This is a genomic window from Paenibacillus polygoni, assembly GCF_030263935.1.
In the GTDB taxonomy this organism is placed as follows: Bacteria; Bacillota; Bacilli; order Paenibacillales; family Paenibacillaceae; genus Paenibacillus; species Paenibacillus polygoni.
On the sequence record NZ_CP127162.1, the window covers coordinates 1,617,065 to 1,638,164 of the forward strand.

The window sequence follows — 21,100 nt, forward strand, 5'->3', positions numbered from 1 at the left end:
ATTATAGAAAATGTCAATATCATCTTAGCATGATGTTTGTTATATGTGGAGTGAGAAAAGTTGTAATAAAACTAAAATAAGTTCGATTTAATTCCTCCTAAAATAGAATACAAATTGTATAAAAATAAGAAATAAAACAGTAAATAAAAAAATGTCGAAAAAGAGAAAAAAATGTCTTTTTTTATGAAGAAAATACCATTACAATAAGATGGCAATGTGACAATGATCATTATTTAGTAGGACAGCAATTTTGGATTACATAAGAGCGGCCATGTCACAATTTTATATTATGGAGGAAGAGCCGCAGATGGGTGTTATGGAAATTACCGGACAGTCTTTGTATTCCGGTGTGCAGCGAGGCAAAAAAGAAGAATGGATTTATTTAACGGCTGCAGATTTAATTTTGAACCAGGATTATTTTTCCGATGTAACAGCTCACTACTTAATTCAGGCGGATACGATTCATTTTGCCGGATCATTGACTTTACCCGGGCGTAATCTAACCTTGAATGCTAGAGTGATCTCTTCGGATGGAGAGGTTTCGATCAGTACATCAGGAACCCCTGTCCCTATAGAGAAGGACTTTGTTAGGCAGCCTAAGGCTAATTCAGGAGATATGGCTGTCAGAAGCGGAGACAACGGTGGCAATGGCGATGATGGTTTTGCTGGAGGAGACGGGATGTCCGGCGGTCATATCGTACTTGTAGCAGAACGTTTCGACTTGCAAGGTCAATTAAAGCTTTCGGCAAGTGGCAGCAACGGGGGACGTGGACAAGACGGAGGAGACGGTATGAACGGCCGTGATGGAGAGAATGGAAGAGACGCGGAAACCCATTGGTTTTCATCAGATGACTCCTCGGAACCCGGTAAAGATGGAGGTAATGGAGGCAAAGCCGGTAATGCTGGGCGCTCAGGAAATGGAGGAAATGCTGGGCATATTTTTGTCGGGTATGTATCTGATTGTGCAGAACAAAAAATCACAATGGAAAGTCAACCCGGAGTTGCCGGAGCTCCTACCCATCCAGGAAAATTTGGTACCGGAGCTAGGGGCGGAATAGGAGGTCGTAAATTTAAAGTTGTCACCGGAAGAACAACCGCGGTCAAAATAGTAAGCCAAGAGAGGGAGCCAAGCGGTTCAAACGGCAAAGATGGGGATCCGGGAATTTACGCCGCTAATCCTGTTGACGGTCAGCCCGCTAACACTGGAGTTTTTCAATTACAGTATGGACAATTTTATGGAGTAAAAGTAGACAAAACAGAGATTTACACGGATTTTTCGACGCTCGATTTAGAGTCGGCCTTAAGTGCTTCGCTCGAACGACAGATGTTAACCCTCAATAAAGCAGGACTCGCTTATCTTACAGGCAGTGAGGAAAAACTCGAAGAGGCAGCTATTCTTCTAAATTGGTTGCTTGAAACAACGCCTGATGAGACTTGGTTCGATTCGATTCGAGCTTTAGACTCCTATTCCTCTTTGCAAAAGAGTATGTTGGATACTTCTATTCAGTGGTTCTCTCTACGTAATAAGGCAATTATTTTGCTATCACAGTTGGGACAAGGGCTAGACTACTTTGGACATCCTTGGAACTGGGTACCACTCATGCCGCTGGACAAATATCAGGATCTAGGCAGTAACCTTATTAATGCTGCTCAGCAAGCTGAAACTCTATATCTTGATTATCTAAAGGCCGAAAATGATCAAAGAGGCCGAGTGAAGATACTAAGGGATGCTATGAGTGTTGCGGAGAAACGGATTAATGACTTGGAAGATCAAAGGCAAAAATCGATTGTTGATGGAGAACGATTCGTATCTGAAGCGAGCGAGCTATATGAAAGCATATCATCCAATGAAAAGAATCTACAGAACGTAGCAGAAGAATTTGTAGAAGAGTTAAGATCGAAGCTTGCGATGGATTCCCTTAAGGCTACCTTTGATCTGGTCGTTAACGGAGTTGCGCTGGTAACCAACGTTACACCTGCTCTAACTGCACTAAAAACAGGCGGGGCCATCGCTTCAGCTGTGAGCAACTATTGGAATACCGGAAAAACGATTGTGATTGATGATACTTTCAAAAGCGATAAGACCATAGCAAAAGAGAAAAAAGAAAAAGAAGAGGAACTTTCTAAATCACTGAAGAATGTAAGCACTGTTTTCTCTTCCGGTCTCGGTGTATTAAAGAGTGGTGCCGAACTGGTTGATCTGCTAGGGCAGATCGAAGAGGCGCGTGATTCCTTTGGTTATAGATCATCGATGCTTACAATGTCGCGTGAGCAGTTTGACGATATGCTAAAGCCAGTCTATGGAAAAATGCCTGAGGATAAAGTCGATGGATACCGCAAAGCTTTTAATCAATATCTTAACGTTGTCGAAGACTATCAAAGTAAAACCCAATCCATTAAAGCAAAACATTTAGAGGAAGCAAGACTGTTTGCCGAAATAGAGCAGCGGCGAGCAGACGAAGACCGCATCAAACAGGCGATTGGAGATGATCTGGATGCCAGTCTGCCGTTATTTCATACATATATACTAGATCTTTATAACGGATTGAAGCTAGCTTTAACTGACTTCCTATATCAAGAATATCAGGCTTATCGATATTTGGTTCTTAGCAAGGACCTTTTCCCATCGATTCGGGATAGTCATGTAGCTGAGCTCAGTCGCATCCATGCTGAAATCACAGTGAAATTAAAAGATGCGTTAAATGCTTCAGAAAATCCAGTACAGCCATTCAAAAATGTAACTATTATTTTCAATGAAGAATCCTTCCCAGAACAGTTCGAAGCGTTACGTGAACACAAACCGGCCTTTTTCCCTTTGTCTATAGATAATCAACTCATACGGGAGAAAATTGCAGGTAAAGCGCACATGATGGTTAGTGATTGTCATGTTCAATTGCCTGGAGCCCGGCATTCGGTGGGGAGTATTCATACGGAATATACCCACTATGGTCATTCAACGTTTCTGAATTTATATGGTGAGCGGTTTGATTTTGTTCATAATAAAAGCCATGGTTTCTATGAATATGAAGTAACACCCGAAGAAGAAAATGGAATTACAGGTGTATCTGCTGAAAAAATAATCAACCAATCCGGCGGAGCAGTAGGTGATGGGACTACCCGAATCATGCCAGGTTTACTATCCCTCTGGTCTATTGAGGTACCGCTAGAGGATCGAAGCGGATGCAAGCTGAACGAAGACGTTAATCTAAATGATGTTAAGAAAATCGTAATGACCTTGGCCGGAAAAGCAGAAGCTTATGCTCCTAAGAATCTATCCGGCAAATTGAGTGCTTTTGCTGTGCCAAAACCTATGAATAGTAGTGACATATTCGCTGATAATGAAATGTTCAGCCTGCCAGGAATAGAACCAGATGCTGTAACTGTCGAGGAGAAATTACCTGATTCAATTGTTATAGAACTATAAGCCTCAGAACAGAAAAAGGAGATCTCGGATGAGTGATCAATATGTTGGCGAAATTCGTATGTTTGCAGGCAATTATTCTCCTAAAGGATGGGCTTTTTGCGATGGTGCGATTCTCCCTATTACAGGTAATGAGAGTCTCTACTCAATCATTGGAGTAACGTATGGCGGGGATGGAACAACTAATTTTAAATTGCCTGATTTGAGAGGGAGACTGCCTCTTCATAAAGGAACCAATAGTAAAAGTGGCACCGAATATACAATGGGTCAAACAGGAGGGACGGAGACGGTCGCTTTAACTTTAGCGCAGTTACCAGCGCATACCCACATTGTTAATGCTGAATCTACTGCAGGAATTATAGGCGATCCGAAAAATGCATTTTGGGCAGCTAGCGCGTCAAAACAGTATTCGGCAGATAAGAATCCTACTGGACTTATGAATACAGCATCCGTTTCATCAACCGGTGGAAGCAGCCCGCATAACAATTTGATGCCTTATTTACCCGTTTCCTTTATTATTGCGCTTCAAGGCCTATATCCGTCACAATGATAATTAATAAAGAGTAGGAGATTAAAAAGATGGCAGAACCCTTTATAGGTGAAATTCGCCTATTCGCTTTTGCGTATGGAAACCCTCCACAAGGCTGGGCGGAATGTAACGGACAAATACTTCAAACTTCACAAAATCAAGCTTTGTCTGCTTTATTAGGTGATCGTTTCGGTGGGGAAGCCCCTAAGACGTTTGCGCTTCCCGATCTTCGAGGCCGTGTACCTCTCGGGGCAGTTAATCAAAATACAACAACTCCTTATGGCGGAGAAGAAACACATACATTAACAACAAATGAAATGCCGCAGCATACACACGATGCTTCCGCCGCTTCTGACGGCGTAACTGCTAATTCGAATAATGCTACTTGGGGGACGTCTGCCGACATAACCCCTTATTCAGCTCAGACTGATAAAGTGATGTCCAGTGAAGCTTTAACAATGGTAGGAAATAGTGAGGCTCACTCGAATATGCAGCCCTACCTTGTAGTGAATTATTGTATTGCTACAACGGGTATTTGGCCATCGAGAGGATAATGAGGAGGAAGTCTTATGGACCCGTATGTAGGAGAAATCCGTTTATTTGCAGGCACATATGCACCAGTGGACTGGGCGTTATGTGATGGACAGATTCTGCAAATTCAAGAGAATACATTATTGTTTAGTGTGATTGGAAACCAATTTGGAGGAGATGGAAAGACAACCTTTCAGCTTCCCGATCTTCGCGGAAGAGCGCCTATGCATTCGGGACAAGGCATCGGTTTATCCCCTCGAGCATTTGGAAAAGCAGACGGAGAAGCTCTGGTTACGCTGCTAGAAACGGAAATGCCAAGTCACAGCCATACTCCGCAAACTCAGCCCGCGGGCAGTGCATTAAGCCCTGATGGAGCAGTATGGACTTCAACTTCAAAAATTGGGAAGAAAGCCGCGCCAAAGTATTATTCCAATACGCCTTCCGTACCTATGAATCCGCTCGCGATTGGTATTACAGGTGGATCGCAGCCGCACAATAATATGCAGCCTTATACAGAGCTTAATTTTATTATAGCCTTGCAAGGTGTTTTTCCTGAAAAAACATCCTAAGGATTACGAATTTTGAGCGTTACATCTCAATTTTATTTGAGAAATTTATAGCAAAGGACAGATTTATGTACAAACTTTCTTCTAAAAGTAAGGCCCTCGGGCAAATTTTTCTTGTTTTCGTTTTAATTAGTGGGACATTGTTCTCTGGGCCGCTTACAGCTAATGCTGAAACTAGAAATACTGATATTATAACTACCCAGTTTAGTGGAACCTTGGATACGAACTCTACTTTTGTAAGACCTGAGATGCCAGGTGATGTTTATTTCGATGAGCATGGTCAAGAAGCTAACCCACTTTTGGTGGATTCGACATGGTATTTTCAAGAAGGAAATAACAGCTTGGAATGTGGAAATGAAAATTATACTGTTTGTGGAATATGGTTTGATAATCAGGACTTCACAGGTATAGAATATCCTTTTAAAGTGACGGTGAGAAAGCACGAAGAAATACCATACCAACGAAATTATTTTTATAGAACTATTTCTCCAACTGTTGATGGGGATTACAACTTTGTAGTAACGCCCCCAGGCGCAGAAAATAATGAAGATGCTCTAGATGATACGGTTCTATATCTGTATAAAGATAGCTTTGACGACGAACATCCACTTAATAACTTAATAGTAGGGAATGATGATATTTCAGTAGATAATGAAATTTTGTTGTCACGAATCAACAAAATTCATCTTAAGGCCGGTGTGACCTATTATATGGTTATGACAGGGTTTGAGGAAGGTAATACAGGTAGCGTTTCCTTTGAGGTTACTGGTCCCGGAGGTGTTAGTGTTACTAACCCTGATGTTCCAGCAGTTATTAGCGTTACCGTAACTCCAAGCAGTGCAGAAGTAATACAGGGAGAAAGTAAGCAGCTCACAGCTACTGTAGATGTGGTGGGTGAAGCAGAACAGACAGTGGCCTGGAGCAGCAGTGATGCCTCGAAGGTTGCAGTAAATGATAAGGGAATTGTAACGGTAGCTTCGGGTGCTGATCCGGGGGATTACACAATAACGGCGACTTCAACGGTAGATCCCAACAAAAGTAGCACGTCAACGATAACAGTCACTCCGGCACCTGCAGTTAAAAGTGTAACCGTAACTCCAAGTAATGCGAATGTAGTACAGGGAGGAAGTCAACAGTTGACAGCCAACGTAGGAGTTGTGGGCGGAGCAGCAGAGACGGTGACTTGGGTCAGCAATGATGCCTCTAAAAAGGTTACAGTAGACCAAACCGGAAACGTAACCGTAGCACTGGATGCAGAGCAAAGGGAATATACGATAACGGCAACTTCTACGGAAGATTTAAGTAAATCGAGCACGTCTACGATTAAGGTAACCCGAGCACCTGTTGAATCAGCAGTTACTAGCGTTGAAGTAAGCCCAAGCAGTGCGAATGTAGTTCAGGGGCGAAGTCAACAGCTCTCGACTGCTGTAGAAGTGGTAGGCGGAGCAGCCAAAACAGTGAGTTGGAGTAGCAGCGATGCTACTGGAAAAGTCACGGTAGATGAGAACGGAAACGTGGGGGTAGCTTCAGACGCGGATCCGAGGGAATACACGATAACGGCGACTTCAACAGTAGATCCTAGCAAATTGAGTACATCTAAAATTACAGTCATTCCAGCACCAGCGGTTATCGGTGTAACCGTAACTCCAAGCAGTGTGAATGTAACGCAGGGAGAAAGTAAGCAGCTGACTGCTGACGTCGATGTGGTAGGCGGAGCAGCCAAAACAGTGAGTTGGAGTAGCAGCGATGCTACTGGAAAAGTCACGGTAGATGAGAACGGAAACGTGGGGGTAGCTTCGGACGCAGATCCGAGGGAATACACGATAACGGCGACTTCAACAGTAGATCCTAGCAAATTGAGTACATCTAAAATTACAGTCGTTCCAGCACCAGCGGTTATCGGTATAACCGTAACTCCAAGCAGTGTGAACGTAACGCAGGGAGAAAGTAAGCAGCTGACTGCTGACGTCGATGTGGTAGGCGGAGCAGACCAGACGGTGATCTGGAGTAGCAGCGATGATACTGGAAAAGTCATAGTAGACGAAACTGGAAAAGTGACGGTAGCTATGGATGCTAAGCTAGGGGAATACACAATAACGGCGACTTCTAAAGAGAATAATAGCAAACACGCTTCGTCGGTCATAACAGTAACGGAAGCACTGACATATAACACAGCAGAAATTTCCGATCAAACGATGGCTCCTCTGACCGAAGGATACAGTACTGAGACACAGGAAACAAAGTCCATTACCGTATCAAATACAGGAACGGGAAATTTAACTAACTTAAGAGCCGAATTGACCGCAGGGAATGTTGGCGCATTTGAGATGACTCCAGTCGTTGGGGAAATAGATAGTGGAGAAGAGGACACTTTTACTGTAAGAGCGAAAGATGGTTTAGCAACTGGAACCTATAGGGCAACTGTTAGCTTAACTGCGGATCACATGTCTGCCGTTTCATTTCAGGTTTTCCAAGTCGTAGAACCCCAAAGTGTTACTACCAATCCTTTACCACCAGTAGCGCCGGAACCGACAAAGCCGGAGCCGACAACACCGGAGACGACAACACCAGAACCATCAATACCGGAGCCGACAACACCGGAGCCGACAACACCAGAACCATCAATACCGGAACCAACAAAGCCGGATCCAACAAAGCCGGATCCAACAAAGCCGGAGCCGACAACGCCGGAGCCAGCAACACCGGAACCAACAATACCAACGCCAATAATTGCAGTTCCATCAGTACCTGCGACTCCAGCGCAACCTGAGGATCATGCAGTTGAAGTCCTGGTGAATGGGAAGGTTGAAAAGGCGGGGACATTGGTGAATTCAACGGTGAATAATCATACTGTCTCGGCGGTTGTGGTTGATCCGGTTAAGCTTAATCAAAAATTGACTGCTGAAGGCGATCATGCCATCGTAACCATTCCTGTTACTAGCGGTGCTGACATCGTAATTGGGGAATTGAATGGTCAAATGGTCAAAAATATGGAGCAGAAGCAAGCAGTAGTAAAAATTCAAACGAACAACGCTACTTATACTTTACCTGCACAGCAAATAAATATTGACGCCATTTCTAATCAAATTGGACAGCAAATTGCGCTCTCAGATATCAAGATTCAAATTCAAATCTCGGTGCCAAGATCGGGAATGGGAGAGGTTGTTCAACATGCAGCGGCTGATGGAGGCTTTAGTATTGTCACTCCGCTGCTTGATTTTTCCATTCAAGGTTCTTACGGGAACACGAAAGTCGATATTACCCAGTTTGATGCTTATGTAGAACGAACCGTAACTTTGCCTGAAGGGATTGATCCTAACAAGATCACAACGGGTATTGTCGTTGAACCAGACGGTAGTGTTCGGCATGTACCAACTAAAGTGGTGGAGAAGAATGGAATTTATTCTGCGGTTATTAACAGCTTGACCAATAGCACTTATTCGGTAGTATGGCATCCACTTGAGTTCAAGGATGTTGCTAATCACTGGGCCAAAGCTGCGGTTAACGATATGGGGTCCAGAATGATTGTAGAGGGCACCGGGGAAGGGTTATACAGTCCTAATCAGGAAATTACTCGTGCAGAATTCGCCGCGATTATTGTTCGGGCTTTGGGACTGAAAGCGGAGAACAGTTCATCATCTTTCACAGATGTTAGTGCACCATCTTGGTATGCAGGTTCCATTCAAACCGCTTATAATTATAAGTTGATCAACGGCTTTAAGGATGGTACATTCCGCCCAATAGATAAGATTACTCGTGAACAAGCGATGGTTATTCTGTCTAAAGCTATGACCCTTACGGGCCTAAAAGAGAATTTATCTCAGGAAAATACCAGTGAGATTCTAAGTTTGTTTGCTGATTCTACCAAGGTTTCTACCTGGGCAAAAGAACATACGGCAGCGGCCTTACACGCTGGAATTATTAACGGTAAAAATATGAAAATGCTTGCTCCAAAGGATGATGTAACCCGAGCTGAAATAGCCGTTATCATGCAAAGACTTTTGCAAAAGTCGGGGTTAATCTAAGCATGCAATTGTTTACCCGCTTGGCAAGCCTAGAAGAAAGGCCGTTTCTTTTTCAAGTGTATGCAGATACTCGAAAGTCTGAGGTAAATTCATGGGGATGGAGTGAGGATCAAGTTAAAATGTTTCTGCAAATGCAGTTCGATGCTCAGACACGTGCTTATTCCTCTCATCCCGTCCCGCTGAAAGAAGAAATGATCTTTTATAAAGACGAACCGATCGGCCGGATATTAACCCGGGAGTTGGGTGAGGTCCTAGTGATCGTTGATATTGCCCTTCTTAGCGAATTTCACAACCGGGGATTCGGAACAGAGCTGATTACCTGTTATCAGCAGTATGCGATGGAAAAGGGAATCTCGATCGAACTTCATGTCCTGAGTGCTAATCCTGTGTGCAAGTTGTATAAAAGATTAGGCTTTGTATTAACGGGTGAACATCCGCTTTATTTGACAATGAAGTGGACCCCTTGAAGTAGTTACTACCAGATAAGACATAAAATTTGCCCATATTGCAAGCTGACGTTAGTATTCAAACTGCGTCAGCTTGTTTTTTTGTATGAATGATTACATTGAAGAATATGATTACTTTTCATTTTATTATCTTGTGTTCTGTAACTGTTGAATTATATCTCCAACTTTCTTACTGTAGCTCTGCAATTCCTCAACAGATGCTTTACTATAGTCAGGAGCGGTGTAGACTATTTTCTTAAATAATTCAGTTCTTTCACTATATAATTTCGTATCGTCTTCACCAGCGGTACTAACAAATAATTCGTAATTTTGATAAGCGCTTCTCATGGCGTTAGCATCCTTTACAAGATATTCAGTATCCATGTTTTTGTTAGTATTAATAAAGTTATTTAATTCACTCTGATATTCCTTACATTCCATGATAAAGGCTCGAAAAGATATATCAGTGGAACTCTCAAGCTTATCAACAAGAGCGATATATTTATAGAAAAAAACAAACGACACAATGAGTAGAATAATAGATACTGCTAGTGAAACATAACTTAATTTTGTTTTCATGATGACATTCCTTTACTATTGATAATTAATGAAGTGATCAGCACTAATGAATTTACCCGAATATATTTTGTAAATAAATTAAACCTCACATCAGTCTAAGTATGAACTTACCTGTTTCATTAGCGGTACGTCGGATAGATGATTCCGATATCCCTCTCTGTTTTTAACTTCCCATCGCTGTAGCACTGCATTTCATTTCCTTTAATTCGCAGAGGAATCGATTTCCCTTGATAAAAAATCTCCCCCTTTACCGTACGAACGCTCATACCAATGACCCCTTTTAGGTGTCCACTGCGATCGGTAATTAGGCGAATTCCTGATGGTGCTTGAATATAAAGGACGCCGCCTTGATAAATTGTTACATGCTCTTGTGTGTTCACTAATTCATAATTCAGCCCATTTACAGTCCTGCTATATGCCGTTTCTCCTGCAACTTCCTCGCCATGGTCCATATCGACCGGAAGAAGACCGGTAAACCAGAGTTCATCAGAACCTACGGGCATAATACCGCATAGACGTTCTACATAATCTAGAAGACAGAGGATAGAAGGAGAATATGATTCAGTAAAACCTTCTTCTCCTGTCCATGGACTTAAGGTTTGCCCAAATCGCTTTGCTCTCGAAAGTGCCGATAGGATCGGGTACTGCACCCATGTCAATTCAACATAACGGTGATGATACTCAAAGGCATGAGGGGCACGAATTAGGCTCAGGAAATTAGAAGAACCACCCCAAGTGTTGTATGTAGAAAATGGGTCAAAACGCGGATCATCCATCGCCAGGGAGGTAAACGGGTATTTAGCGAAAAACTTGCTTGTATTCAGCAAATATCTCCGCAGTATTTTATCGAATAGTTCACGATTCCCCACCTCACACGCCATAACTCGAAGCAGCACATCGGACTGGACTTTTACAAGTTCATCATTTCGATCCCGGTCATAGAAGAACATCTCCTCTTCGTCATAACAGTATTGGAATAGACATTCGAGGCTAGTCTCCGCTTTTGCTTTCCAGCCTGCTCCTGATTCACCAAGTTCCTCGGCCATTAGGGATAAATACTTTCGCTGGCAATATATATTCGCGGTTAAATCCGGTGCGAGTAAGGGAAGGATCGGTGAATCGGGATGATAACTTGCAGCATCATTCTTATAAGGAGTATCGGGCACGTGCCAGAAGCGAGGTGAGAGGTCATGCCCGGTGTCAAAAGTACTAAACGCCTCCACACACCCGGTTCCTCGGGTATTGCGGTATTTTGTAATCCATTCATCGTAGCGAGACATAGCTTTATACATTGTCTGTAGAAAGCTTTTGTTCTTGCCGTGCAGCTGATCATGGTTCCATACACTTCTAGCCAGGGGTGTCACCAGCTGAATTTGGCGGAAGGAGGGCCCTTTTTCTGTTAGCTTATAGGGGAGGAGTCCATCTTGTCTTTGTTCAGCAGCAAAAGCAAGATAGGTCCTTTCTGATACTGCTGGAATAAAGCGTGACAACAGCTCAGCGTTAATCGTTCCTGTGCTCTCCAGCCAGCACCCAAGATAGTTGCCTCCTTCCTGCAAAATGAGTTTGTCTCCTCCCATAGGTTTGATACAAGCGAGTAGTTTCTGCAGTGCTGAATAATAGGTGTCCTCCAGATGTCCTGCCGATGTCGCAAATTTCACACCGGACACGTTCCATGACACTAACAACTTCTGGTCTTCTGTTTTCTCCGCAAATACTCGATCCTGAACTGAAATCTGCCGCAATCGATTTAGCATAACTTCGATCATATCTGCTCTCCTTGTACATTCATAATTTATTGATTCATAGGGTTCCATAAATAAATAGAGGGTCTAAGCTAAAGAAACTGTGTAATTTATTTACATTTGAGTAAGTTAACCATACTTGATTGGCGGCTATATTTCAAAGTGTAGTCATGATTTTATTAGAGACTCTATTGTGTTTATTTCAAAGCTAGAAATCACTTGAATGTGTAGAAATGGAAGAAGTGTATAAGAGGTGTTCTAAGGACAAGCAGAGAATAGGATGTAAAAGGGCAACCATATAAGTAGAGAGGGGATAACAAATTTATGCGGAATCATGGAGGAGCGTCATTACCTAATAGAGGGGAAACTGAAAGGTGGAATCCAGGTCATTATTTTGCTCAGCATAGTCAGAATATACAGCCGGAGAGCGCATTTACATCAGAAAAAGAGTGGGGACCATGGAGAAAAACACTTACAGAACGATTAATACCGCTTCTGGGTAAATTCCCGGAGTACCCCGCATCTCTAGCTCCTGTGTTGTTGGAACGAACGGAACGTCCAGACCATATCCGCGAACGGATAGAGATTACTACCTATGAAGGGCTCCGCATGCCCATGTATATTCTGTTCCCCCTTGAGTGTAGGCCCGAATCTCGGCCCGTAGTGCTCGCTTTACATGGACATGGATATGGAAGTCGTGAGATTGTTGGGCTGGAAGCAGATAGTGCGGAGCGAACGGGATTACCCGGATTACACAAGGACTTTGCGCTCGAATGGGTTAGACGTGGATTTATTGTTATTGCTCCTGAGCTGCTTGGCTTTGGAGACCGGAGGCTCACAGAAGACCTCACAGATGATCCGAAAAAAAGTTCCTGTCAGCGTCTTGCCTTGGCTCTGCTGATGGCAGGAGAGACACTTGCTGGTTATCGCGTCTATGAAATGATGCGTGCGCTCGATTACATAGAGCTCAGAGAAGAGGCAGATACGAATCGTATAGGATGTATGGGGATCTCCGGTGGGGGCATGATTGCTTCTTTGGTATCAGCGCTCGATGAACGTATTGGCGCAGCTGTCATTAGTGGATATGCCAATACGTTTGAAGACAGCATTTTATCAAGAAATCATTGTCTCGATAATTACATTCCAGGAATCTTACGAGAGGCAAGGATGGCGGACCTGATCGGTTTAATTGCTCCTAGACCACTGCTAATCGAAGCAGGGAGCGAGGATCAGGTATTTCCTTTAGCGGGGGCTAAACGGGCATACACCATTCTCGAACAAATTTATGAAACAGCCGGGGTAAAGGAGAAGCTCGCAGCCGACTTTTTTACTGGCGGTCATGAAATCAGCGGTCACATTGCCTACGACTGGATGGTAGAACAGTTTGGAATGGAGAACGAGAACGGAGTTTGATGTACGGAACATTATTACCACAGGCATTGAATGTATAAAATGATTGCTATTCACCGGTGGAATCTTGCGGATTTCACTGGTTTTTTGTGTTTTAGTTCATCAAAAAGTATCTGTCAGCAGGAAAAAAGATTTTTTATGTGTCGAACAAAATAGTACCAATTCTCTCTGCAGAAGAACAAGAAGGATATTTATTTCACCTCATTAATGAATCAAATTTAATGGCCTAGACAGCAAATAATAATTAGTTTTCGCAAAATAGAGCATGAAAAGGGGGAGAGTTTGGTTTTTATCTGCGATAGAATTAAAGCGTTATCAAATTGGCAAGGAGGTTGTAGAGGGGGCTGTCAGATTCATAAGTTTTCTTTTTTTGTTATCTGTGTAAGCGGGTTTACAGAAGATCGTTAAGAAGACAGCTTAATTAATGGATGGAGGTCTATGTAATGAGTATAAAAATGAAGCCGTTCTTTTCGGTTATGATTCTGGTATTCATGCTCGTTGTGTCCGCATGTTCTGGGGGGAGTACGAGTTCCGGCGGCGATTCTGGGAAGGGAACAGAGGGACAAAAACCCGAAAGTGAGACGGTGGAACCGAAACCAGAAGAGAATAATGATCCTGTTACGCTGAAGCTCTACATTGGCACAGGAATCAGCGATGAGGAACTTAGCTCGATCATTGTAGATCCGGTCAAGGCAAAATATCCGAATATTACAATTGAGCCCGTTATACCCGACGAAGGAAAAAGGATTGAGGAATTGATTGCAGCAAATGATGTACCAGATATTATTTATACCTGGAACGGAGATCTTGGAAAGTATGCGAACCTGGACTTATTTGAAGATATTACTCCATTAGCAGAGAAACAAGGTATTGATCTGAATGCTTTTCAGCCATCAACCTTAGATACCATTCGTCAATTTTCATCTAACAACGAATTGTATGCGCTACCATTTAATATGAGTTTCAATATTACATTTTTTAATAAAGATATTTTTGATAAGTTTGGCGTGGATTATCCGACGAATGACATGACATGGGATCAAATGATCGAACTCTCTAAAAGCTTGACCCGAAACGAGAATGGTATCCAATATCGTGGGCTTGACTCCGATAACTTGGGCCGAATGACCAGTCAGCTGGCAGCTTCGCATATTGATGGAAAAACAGAAGAGGCATCCGTTGATAATGACAAATGGAAGCGTATTTATGAGACAGCTAAAAAAGTTTGGTCTATTCCGGGTAATGAACCCCCTAAAATGATGACATTTGACGCCCCTACTAACTTTGCGACTGAGAAAAATATAGCTATCCTTCCTTCCGCTTCTTACGTATTAGGTAGATTGGCTGATGTAGATTTTAATTGGGGCGTGGTCTCCTACCCGGTGTATACCGATCTTCCAGATAATCATGGATATACAGAAGCCGGTATTCTTGGATTGACTAAAACAAGCAAGCATAAGGAGCAAGTTGTTCAGGCACTTTCTGTTATTACATCCAAAGAAAATCAGCAGAAGATGGTACGTAACCAGGCGCGGCTTAGCCCGCTAAACGATCCGGAACTAAATAAACAGTTCGGAGCTGATCTTGAGCATCTAAAAGATAAAAATATCGGTGAGATGATTTATGATCCGCTTCAAGCTCCTTATTTCTCCAGCTATGAGAATGATGCCCGCGGCGTTGTGTGGGATGCATTTAAAGAATATTACGCAGGAAAAGACATCAACACGACACTGCGTGAAGCGAATGAAAAAGTAAATGCACTGCTGGCTGAGAAAAAGGCTAAGTAAAGTAGATGCCGCCGATTCCTGGCTTACAGTAAAGGGATCGGCGGTTCCTCTATTTACGAGTTGATAGCCACACCTAAGAGAGGAGGAAGGAAAGATGGCTCAAATTCATTTTCAACAGGTAAGCAAAAGGTACGGAAAAGATAAAGAGGTGGTTGTTGACCAATTCAATTTGGAAATCTGTGATAAAGAATTCATTGTATTTGTTGGTCCTTCCGGCTGCGGTAAATCAACGACGCTGCGAATGATTGCAGGGCTTGAGGATATTTCAGATGGTGAGGTTTACATTGATGATGTACTAGTCAATGACCTGCCTCCAAAGGATCGGGATATCGCAATGGTATTCCAGAATTATGCCTTGTATCCGAACATGTCTGTTTATGAAAATATTGCATTTGGACTCCGGCTACGAAAGCTCCCTAAACATGAAATTGACCAAGCGGTAAAAAGAGCGGCAAGAGTTCTTGAAATCGAACCTTTTCTTGAACGCAAGCCCAAAGAGCTTTCCGGCGGACAGCGACAGCGGGTTGCACTTGGAAGAGCCATTGTTCGTAATCCTAAAGTTTTTCTTATGGATGAACCGCTTTCCAATCTGGACGCAAAGCTTCGGGTCCAGATGCGATCAGAGATTATTCGACTTGTGAAAAAACTGGAGGTCACGACAATTTACGTAACTCATGACCAGACAGAAGCAATGACAATGGGAGACCGGATTGTGGTCATGAAAGATGGAGTCATTCAGCAGGTGGATAAGCCGGAAGAAATTTATAACAAACCGGTAAATACCTTTGTTGCCAGTTTTGTCGGTTCGCCTCCTATTAATTTTATTGAAGGAAAGCTGCAGGAAGCAGAAGACGGCCATCTCTTCTTTCGTACTCGGCGGTTTGATCTCGATATTCCGGGGGATCAGGCGAAGGCACTTAGGGAGCGTGGAATGCTGAATAAGACGGTGACACTCGGGATCCGCCCGGAAAATGTGGGTGTGGGGCCGTTGATGGATGACACCTCCCCGAGCAGTCAGATTCCAGGTTCCATTCAACTGACTGAACTTATGGGAGCGGACCGATATATATACCTAGATATCGGTTTTAAATCATGGCTCATTGCCAGAGTGAATCCGCGAAATCAATTTGCGAGGGATGAACAGCTTCATGTCACGGTGGATATGAGCAAGGCGCTTTATTTTCATAAGGATACCGGTGACCGGCTCATCGATTAAGCATGTACAGAAGGAGAGAGATGAATCATGAATGTTGTTATATTCAAGCTTCGCCGCATGCTCATGCTTCTCATCTGTATTGGCCTAATGTATCCGGTTCAAGCTGCCAGACCGAATCTAAGTTCAGCCGAAGCAAGCCCGGTTACGAGTTTGAAGCCGCTGATAGAGGGGGATTCAGATGAACTTACACAATCAATGGAACCAAGACAAGCTGACATGCGGCGGGAATGGAAAAACAAGGAGATTATTTCTGGGCAAGAGCAGGTTCAGATCACAGCAGAGCATCTGATAAATCATGACACAGAGGCTAGTGTCCAAGCAAAGAGTTATAAGGGAAAGGAGAATGTACTGGTCTGGAATAGCAATACGGATTCTTCTTGGATTGAGTTCCAAACGGATTTACCCGATGAAGGCTTGTATGAACTACATATCACGTATCATGTTATTTCAGATATATCCAAGAACGCACGAATCTCTTATCAGCCAATAGTGCTTGCGATGACCGTTGATGGGACCTATCCATTTATGGAAGCCAGAGCTCTACCATTATTCCGATATTTTGCTGATGAAAAGCAGGTGCGTAAAGACGATCAAGGAGATGAGGTTAGACCAAAACCGAAGCCGATCGAAGAGTGGCAGACGCAAGCTTTGCGTGATTCCGATGGGCGTTATACTGAACCGCTGTTATGGCATTTTAGCAAGGGAACTCACATGATTCGTCTCATAAGTCCAGAATCCCTAGCTATTGAGTCCATAGCACTTGTACCACCAGTACAAACCGAAGCTTACGCGCCCCCGTTGCAGCAAAAAAATGTTTCTACAGAAACGATCATTATTCAGGCAGAACAATTTGACATGAAAAATGATGTAGCAATACCACTTGTCTCCGAACAAGACCCGGCAATGACGCCTAAAGCTAATAATCATATTGTTTTTAATTCAGTTGGCGGAGAAAGGTGGTCTTCAGGTAATCAAGCGTTGACTTGGACCTTTGATGTACCCGAAAGCGGAATTTATAAACTTGCTATGCGCACCTATCAGGGTTTTACTTCCAACAAGGCTGTATTTCGAACCATTTATATTGACGGTAAGGTACCTTTTAACGAGCTCCTTGCTTACCGGTTTCCTTATGCATCTAAGTGGAAGGGCAGTGTTATTTCTAGCGAAGAAGGTGAGCCATACCGCTTTTATTTAGAAAAGGGCACCCATACGATGCAGATGGAAGCAACCTATGCCCCGTTTTCACCTTCCATAGAACGACTACTTGATGTGCTGAGTGTTCTGCGTGAGGTTGACTATGATGTGAAGGCGATGACGGGCAGTAAGATTGATCGCAATCGGACTTGGAATGCAGAGAAAGATTATCCCGACATTATTGAGCGTCTTGAAATCATTCAAAACGAGCTGACTGAGTTAGCTAGCGAAATTACAAAAATCAATGGCAAGCGAGATACCTATATTCAAACGATTCAATCAGCAGTTCAAGATCTGCGAAGCATCAGCAAGAATCGAGACGAAATCCCTTATCACTACGACGATATTACCAACCTGCTTGGGAAGCTTGGAAATATTCAGTCAGGGCTTAGTGCTTCTCCACTGCAACTTGATCAAATTTATTGGGTTCCAGCTGAGTCTTCTTTTCCAAAGATGGAAGCGGGCTGGTGGTCAAAGGTCAAAAATAGATTTGATGAATTCAGCTATTCTTTTGTGAAAGAAAATCAATTAAATGATATGGATGAAAATGTACTGAATGTGTGGGTTGCAAGGGGGAGAGATTATGTCAACTTGCTACAACAATATGCGGATGAATATTACACGCCAGAGAATGGTGTGAAAGTAAAAGTGAATCTGCTAAATGACCCGAATATGCTTGTTCTCGCAAACGCCGCTAATATTGTACCTGATATTGCTTTGGGTTTGTCCGAAGATAAGCCAATTGACTTTGCGATTCGTAATGCGGCTGTTGATTTATCCCAATTTCATGATTATGAAAAGACTGCAGCCGCTTTCGCTCCCGGTGCACTTCTTCCCTATTATTACGATCAAGGGATCTACGGTTTGCCGGAGACCCAATCTTTTAAAGTGCTTTTTTATCGTAAAGATATTTTGGAGCGACTGAATCTTACCGTTCCGGATACATGGGATGATGTGATCAGTATGCTGCCTACTCTTCAGCAAGATAATATGGATTTTTATTTCCCGGCGAATGATTTTTCTACCTTTATATATCAAAATGGTGCGGATTTCTTTACGGAAAATGGGATGAAGAGCGGTCTTGACAGTCCAGAAGCCTTTCAAGGCTTTAAGGATTGGACTAATCTTTATACGATCTACAGCATCGAGAAAAGCGTACCCAGTTTTTATCAACATTTTAGAGACGGTTCTATGCCGGTTGGGGTAGCTGACTACAACATGTATGTCACGATGAGTGTTGCGGCTCCTGAGCTTACCGGAAGGTGGGGAATCGCTCCGCTTCCAGGGAAAAAAAGTGAAGATGGCACCGTGGAGAGATGGGCACAGGGAGGCGAACAGGCAACTGTAATTTTTAAAAAATCAGATAAACAGCAGGAAGCTTGGGAATTTATGAAGTGGTGGTTATCTGCAGATATTCAAGAGAAATATGGCTCCGATCTGGAGGCGCTAAACGGCGTTCAATTCCGCTGGAATACTTCTAATGTTGAGGCATTTGCTAGACTGCCTTGGTCGAAGGAGGAACTAAAAGTCATTCTAGAACAGTGGAAGTGGTATAAGGGAGTGCCTCAAGTACCTGGCTCTTATTTTGTGACGCGGGAACTGAATAATGCCTGGTATCGCACTGTTCTGGATGGGGTGAACTATCGTTCTTCGCTGGAGCAGGCTGTTATGGAAATCAACAGAGAGTTGCTTCGGAAGCAGCAGGAGTTTGGGCTCGTTGATAAAGAAGGACATCTGCTGAAGACTTTGGACCTGCCGCAAATCGACGAACCTTGGGAAGGAGTGGATAGAATTGCCGAAAAATGAGGTGGTGGTGAATCCACAAAAGATCGAGCGGCATGTCATAGGAAACTCGAGGTTGCAGGAGCTTATTAAGACGATCTATAAATACCGGATTTCGTACCTATATATCGCGCCGTTTACTCTCTGTTTTCTGGCGTTTATATTCATTCCGATTGTGATGGCATTTGGTCTTAGTTTTACTTACTACAATGCCATCGAACCTCCACGCTTCATTGGGTGGAAGAACTTTCAGAATTTATTATCTCAAGATTTGATATTTCTTCAGCATTCGCTGCCGAATACGTTCAAGTTTGCCCTTTTCGTTGGTCCTGGCGGATATATTCTTTCTTTTTTACTAGCTTGGCTTATTGCTCAACTTCCAAACAAAGCGAGAACATGGTATGCACTTGCTTTCTATACACCTTCACTTACAGGGACCATTGCGATGGGCATTGTATGGCTTCCGTTACTAGCAGGTGACCGAATCGGTTACTTAAACAGTTTCTTAATGAAGTTTGGATTTATAGATTCTCCTATTTTATGGGTACAAGACAAAGCCTATCTTATGGGGTCGATGATCGGTGTAACCTTATGGTCAAGTATGGGGATTGGTTTTCTCGCTATGCTAGCCGGTGTTCTCAATGTTAATCAGGAGTTATATGAAGCAGGTCGTCTTGACGGAATCAAGAGTCGGCTTCAGGAAATCTGGTATATCACCATTCCATCAATGAAACCTCAGATGTTGTTTGGTGCGGTAATGGCTATTGTAGGGACACTAAAATCAGGCGAAATTGGTACGACTTTATCTGGTTCATTCCCGACGCCTGAATACTCGGCACACGTTATTATCAGCTCGATTGACGATTACAGCGGTGTGCGCTATGAGCTGGGCTACGCCTCAGCTATCTCAGTATTTCTGCTTCTTATCATGTTCGCCGCTAATCGGTTTAGCATCAAGCTGTTCGGAACAAAGGAGGATGAATAATGCTGTTGTTCCGCAAAGCCTCAAAGCTGAAAGCGATGGACCCCTTTCAAAAGATGCTGCTTGTCGTGATGACAGCCGGTGCAATCTTTATGTTGCTGCCTATCTTTTATATTTTTAATCATGCGTTAAAGCCCTATCATGAGCTATTCCTCTATCCGCCTACGATTTTTGTTAGACAGCCTACACTACAGAATTTACAGGAACTGCTTAATATCACTAAGAATTCGATTGTTCCGATCAGTCGATATTTATTCAACAGTGTTGTGGTTTCAGCCGCTACCGTTGTTCTTGTAACCATCATTAGCGCACTGTGTGCTTATCCAATTTCAAAACATCAGTTTCCAGGACATAAGCTGTTTTTCGGCACCATTCTATTGTCCTTAATGTTTGCGCCTGAAACTGTAGCAATCCCAAGGTATCTCGTAGCTGTTAATCTTGGACTTAATAATCAATACTTCGGGCATATTTTACCGCATTTGGCCGCTCCAGTCGGGGTTTTTCTACTCAAGCAATTTATTGATCAGATTCCTAAGGAACTTTTCGAAGCAGCCAAGGTGGATGGTGCAAATGAGCATGTATTATTTGCCCGAATTGTACTTCCTATGGTGGGTCCTGCGATTGCTACGGTGGCGATCATCACATTTCAGGGAGTGTGGGGGGACACCCAGACTTCAACCCTGTTTATGCAGGACGAAGCAATGAAGACGTTCCCGTTTTTTCTAAATACACTCACAAGTAATTTGGCTAATAATGTGGCACGTCAAGGGGCAGCTGCTGTAGCAGCATTGATCTTGTTTTTGCCCAATTTTTTATTTTTTCTATTCTTTCAACGGAAAGTCATTCAAACAATGGCCCATTCCGGGATCAAGTAATAACAGCGCCTAAAA

14 protein-coding genes are annotated in these 21,100 nt (G+C 43.1%); 12 read left to right on the forward strand and 2 right to left on the reverse strand.

Annotated elements, in window-relative coordinates; genetic code table 11:
- The first annotated feature begins 271 nt into the window (after positions 1-271).
- The 6 genes from QPK24_RS07805 (at position 272) to QPK24_RS07830 (ending at position 9,539) form a co-directional block, all read left to right on the forward strand.
- Positions 272-3,424 carry a coiled-coil domain-containing protein gene (locus tag QPK24_RS07805; RefSeq protein WP_285747628.1) on the forward strand — a complete coding sequence of 1,051 codons (3,153 nt, stop codon included), beginning with the start codon at positions 272-274 and terminating at the stop codon, positions 3,422-3,424.
- Between the two features lie 28 nt (positions 3,425-3,452).
- Complete coding sequence (locus tag QPK24_RS07810; RefSeq protein WP_285747629.1) at positions 3,453-3,971, forward strand: phage tail protein; 519 nt, start codon at positions 3,453-3,455, stop codon at positions 3,969-3,971.
- Positions 3,972-4,000: 29 nt separating this feature from the next.
- Complete coding sequence (locus tag QPK24_RS07815) at positions 4,001-4,504, forward strand: phage tail protein (protein WP_285747630.1); 504 nt, start codon at positions 4,001-4,003, stop codon at positions 4,502-4,504.
- 15 nt (positions 4,505-4,519) lie between these two features.
- Positions 4,520-5,050 (forward strand): phage tail protein, encoded by a 531-nt coding sequence (locus tag QPK24_RS07820; RefSeq protein ID WP_285747631.1) that lies wholly within the window; start codon positions 4,520-4,522, stop codon positions 5,048-5,050.
- Between the two features lie 65 nt (positions 5,051-5,115).
- Positions 5,116-9,072 carry an Ig-like domain-containing protein gene (locus QPK24_RS07825; protein WP_285747632.1) on the forward strand — a complete coding sequence of 1,319 codons (3,957 nt, stop codon included), beginning with the start codon at positions 5,116-5,118 and terminating at the stop codon, positions 9,070-9,072.
- Between the two features lie 2 nt (positions 9,073-9,074).
- Positions 9,075-9,539, forward strand: coding sequence for a GNAT family N-acetyltransferase (locus tag QPK24_RS07830; protein WP_285747633.1), 465 nt, complete (start codon positions 9,075-9,077; stop codon positions 9,537-9,539).
- Positions 9,540-9,665: 126 nt separating this feature from the next.
- Here the strand turns inward: QPK24_RS07830 and QPK24_RS07835 are convergent, their stop codons facing one another.
- On the reverse strand, positions 9,666-10,097 hold the full coding sequence (locus QPK24_RS07835) for a hypothetical protein (protein WP_285747634.1): 432 nt from the start codon (positions 10,095-10,097) through the stop codon (positions 9,666-9,668).
- A gap of 119 nt (positions 10,098-10,216) precedes the next feature.
- On the reverse strand, positions 10,217-11,863 hold the full coding sequence (locus QPK24_RS07840; protein WP_285747635.1) for an MGH1-like glycoside hydrolase domain-containing protein: 1,647 nt from the start codon (positions 11,861-11,863) through the stop codon (positions 10,217-10,219).
- Between the two features lie 300 nt (positions 11,864-12,163).
- On the opposite strand from QPK24_RS07840, the gene QPK24_RS07845 reads away from it, so the two are divergent.
- The 6 genes from QPK24_RS07845 (at position 12,164) to QPK24_RS07870 (ending at position 21,085) form a co-directional block, all read left to right on the forward strand.
- Positions 12,164-13,252 (forward strand): alpha/beta hydrolase family protein, encoded by a 1,089-nt coding sequence (locus QPK24_RS07845; RefSeq protein WP_285747636.1) that lies wholly within the window; start codon positions 12,164-12,166, stop codon positions 13,250-13,252.
- Positions 13,253-13,692: 440 nt separating this feature from the next.
- Entirely contained in the window at positions 13,693-15,036 is a 1,344-nt protein-coding gene (locus QPK24_RS07850; protein WP_285747637.1) for an ABC transporter substrate-binding protein, read from the forward strand.
- Between the two features lie 94 nt (positions 15,037-15,130).
- Positions 15,131-16,252, forward strand: coding sequence for an ABC transporter ATP-binding protein (locus QPK24_RS07855; protein WP_285747638.1), 1,122 nt, complete (start codon positions 15,131-15,133; stop codon positions 16,250-16,252).
- A gap of 27 nt (positions 16,253-16,279) precedes the next feature.
- Positions 16,280-19,252, forward strand: coding sequence for an extracellular solute-binding protein (locus QPK24_RS07860; RefSeq protein ID WP_285747639.1), 2,973 nt, complete (start codon positions 16,280-16,282; stop codon positions 19,250-19,252).
- Positions 19,239-20,213, forward strand: coding sequence for a carbohydrate ABC transporter permease (locus QPK24_RS07865; protein WP_285747640.1), 975 nt, complete (start codon positions 19,239-19,241; stop codon positions 20,211-20,213). The genes QPK24_RS07860 and QPK24_RS07865 overlap by 14 nt, the downstream gene beginning before the upstream one ends.
- A complete protein-coding gene (locus QPK24_RS07870; protein ID WP_285747641.1) occupies positions 20,213-21,085 on the forward strand; it encodes a carbohydrate ABC transporter permease in 873 nt (290 codons plus the stop codon). The genes QPK24_RS07865 and QPK24_RS07870 overlap by 1 nt, the downstream gene beginning before the upstream one ends.
- Positions 21,086-21,100 lie beyond the last annotated feature (15 nt).